Origin of the sequence: Aeromonas media (assembly GCF_000819985.1) — a bacterium.
GTDB classification, from domain to species: Bacteria; Pseudomonadota; Gammaproteobacteria; order Enterobacterales; family Aeromonadaceae; genus Aeromonas; species Aeromonas media.
In genome coordinates, this window is record NZ_CDBZ01000002.1 from 12,090 (window position 1) to 15,093 (window position 3,004).

The 3,004-nt window shown below is 63.5% G+C and carries 3 protein-coding genes; 1 reads left to right on the top strand and 2 read right to left on the bottom strand.

Annotated features, from left to right (window positions below; translation table 11 throughout):
- A partial coding sequence (locus BN1127_RS00065; protein ID WP_042648058.1) for an iron chelate uptake ABC transporter family permease subunit occupies positions 1–519 on the bottom strand: 519 nt, incomplete at its 3' end.
- Between the two features lie 97 nt (positions 520–616).
- Positions 617–1,738, bottom strand: a complete 1,122-nt coding sequence (locus tag BN1127_RS00070) for an ABC transporter substrate-binding protein (RefSeq protein ID WP_042648059.1) — start codon at positions 1,736–1,738, stop codon at positions 617–619.
- Positions 1,739–2,284: 546 nt separating this feature from the next.
- On the opposite strand from BN1127_RS00070, the gene BN1127_RS00075 reads away from it, so the two are divergent.
- A partial coding sequence (locus BN1127_RS00075) for a lamin tail domain-containing protein (protein ID WP_042648060.1) occupies positions 2,285–3,004 on the top strand: 720 nt, incomplete at its 3' end.

The following is a 3,004-nucleotide window of genomic DNA, read 5'->3' on the forward strand; positions in this document are numbered from 1 at the left end:
CAGCAGGGCGATGCCCGCCAGGATCAGGGTCTGGCTGCTGATGTTGCGCATCATGGCCAGACCGAACAAGAGGCTGGCGGCAAACATGCACAGGATGAAGGCACCGGCCGGAATGGCGATCAGGGGAGGGAGCCCGAGACCGCCGCTATAGAGCGCCAGTGCTGCGCCAAGCCCGGCCGCCGCCGCGAGCCCCAGGGTGAAGGGGCTGGCCAGGGGGTTGTCCAGTAGGGTCTGCATCTGGACGCCACCAAGGCCTAGCGAAGCGCCGACCACCAGCGCCATCAGGGCGATGGGCAGGCGCATGTCATGGACTATGGTGCGGGTCATGGAGTCCGCCTGGGCGGGGGCGATCAGGGCATCGACCACCTCCCCAAGGGGCAGCAGGGAGGGGCCTGTGGCGATGTCGAGCACCAGCGTAATGCACAGCACCAGGGTGAGCAGCGCCAGCCAGTGCCAGCGACGACGCTCTCGTTGCCGCTGGCGGGTGAGGGTCTGCTGCAGGGCAGCCAAATCATTCATGATGACAATCCTGAAGCGGGCGCCATGAGGGGCGCCCGGTTAAAGAGGGATGGCGAAGAGGGCTCTGCCGAGGTGGGCAGAACCCGAACTACCGGATTTAGTTGGCTTCACCCTGCTTGATACCCAGCATGAAGGTGCCTTGGGGGTGAATGGGCAGATAGGCGTGGTAGAAGCCCTGATAGGTGGCCAGGGGATCGAGATCCTTGAACAGATCCGGATAGAGCGCCTTGGCCATGAACTCGATGAGGGCGGCATCCATGATGCTGCGGGTAGCGCCGTGATAGACCGCATAGAGGCGACCCTGCTGCACCGCGGGCAGCTCGCGCCAGCCCGGACGGGCGGCAAAGCCCTGCAGACGCTGGCGCACCGTCTCGGCCGAGACGTCTTGACCGACCTGCATCGCCTCTGCACTGCTCACGCTCTCGTATCCCGCCATCAGGATCACCTCGGGCTTGCTCGCCAGCAGTTGCTCAGGGTGGATGGGGCCCCAGCGTTCGACGAAGGGCGCCGCGACGTTGTCACCGCCCGCCAGCAGGGCCATGGCGCCCCACATGTCCTTGCCATAGGTGTAGCTGTATTCGGCCGGTCCCTTGTCACCCAGCTCGATATAGACCCGGGGTGGCTGGCGCTTCGCGGCGGCGATGCGGGAGGTGATGGCGTCAATCTTGGCCTTGTATTCGTCGGCTATCTTGCGGGCACGGGCCTCCTGGCCGGTCACCTTGCCAAGCAGCAGGGTGCTCGCCATGTGGCGGGCCAGGGTCTGGGCGTTGTAGTCCACCACCACCACCGGGATGCCTGCCTGCTTGAGGCGCGGCAGATCCGGGGCCAGGGCCTCGTATTGCCACTGGGCCAGGATCACCAGATCGGGTTTGACTGCCAGGGTCTTCTCGATGGAGAAGCTCTGATCCTGCACGTTGCCAAGGTCGGGTACCTTGGCCAGCTGCGGCAGGCTGGCCACATAGAGGGACCAGATGGCGGGGCGGGACTTGACGAACCAGCCACGGGACATGCCCACCAGGCGATCGGCGCCGCCTTCACCGGCCACGGCCAGATAATCCTCGGGATAGAAACCGAGCACGATGCGGCTGGCCGGAAGGCTGAGGGAGACCTTGCGGCCCATTACATCTTCCACTTCAACGGGGGGGGCGGCCTGCGCCATCCAGCTCATCAGGGCGAGCTGACCAAGCAGCAGCAGCTTTGCCAGGGGGTGACGAAACATCTTGTAGCACCTCGGGAATAAAGACGGTCAAAAAAGAAAGTGAGAACTATTGCCATTCGTGAGCGCAAAAGCAACAAGCGTTTGTGCCATCTCATCTCTTGTTATTTCTGTCATTACTGAACCGGTTTCACACGAGCACAGAGTATCGTTCCAATGAAGCCCATCTCGCTGCCTTCACGGGGCATGGGGGCCTGTGGCGTCTATATGGCCACACCTGGAACCACGATCTGGCCGCCTCGCTCGCACCTCTGGAGCGGCTCTCAGCCCCGGACTTTGCTCGATGTCGAGCCCCTTGGCATGGCCCCCCGGAGGTGGCGACGATTTCCTGCGCACCGATGACAGGCACTGCCCATTCGGGTATTGATCGTCACCTGCGCGCAACAATTTGCGGTCATTGTTAGCCAGCTCCCAGCGGCTCCGTCGTCAAAAGGGCAGAGTAGGCGCGCTCTTGGTCATCGGCCAAGTTCGACAGGTAACAAGGTGCTGCGGCCCGCCTTGCGCGGGGCGCCAATAACATAATCTGCAAATAAAAAAAGGAAACTGACCATGTCAGGAAGACACTCTCTGGTAGCGCTGGCCGTCGGGCTGGCGCTCTCTGGACAGACACAGGCACAACTGCTGATCAGCGAATACCTGGAAGGATCCAGCAACAACAAGGCGGTGGAGCTGAGCAATCTGGGCGCGACTCCCGTCGATCTCTCTCAATACCGTTTGGCGCTCTATACCAACGGCAAGCCTCTCACCGATGCCCCCACCAACAGCCTGACACTGCAAGGCACGCTCGCCCCCGGTGCCAGCCTGGTGCTGGCCAACCCCTCCGCCAGCGGCGAGATCCTGGCCAAGGCGACCCAGACCAGCGGCAACCTGGTGTTCAACGGTGACGACGCCCTGGTGCTCTATCGCGGCAGCGAGATAGTGGACAGTGTCGGCCAGGTCGGGGTGGATCCGGGCACTGCCTGGGTGTCTGGCAGCGTCTCGACCCTGGACATGACCCTGCGCCGCAAGGCCACCGTCAGCACGGGCCGGACTGATGCGACCGGCCCTTTCGATCCGGCACTGGAATACGTGGCCGCCGCCAAGGATGACGCCAGCGGTCTCGGCTGCAGCGACGATGCCTCCTGTGATGGTACCCAGCCGCCCACCTTCGTCTGTCCGGTAGACACTCTTGTGCCGGTGCCTGCCATTCAGGGCCCCGGCAGCAGCAGCCCGCTGGTACCGGCCGGCAAGTTTGAATCCGAGCAGGCCCATGCCACCCGTGGCATCGTC

What these genes read in the sequence shown, in the direction of transcription:
- BN1127_RS00070 (WP_042648059.1), bottom strand. Translation starts at nt 1,738, where the DNA reads ATGTTTCGTCACCCCCTGGCAAAGCTGCTGCTGCTTGGTCAGCTCGCC.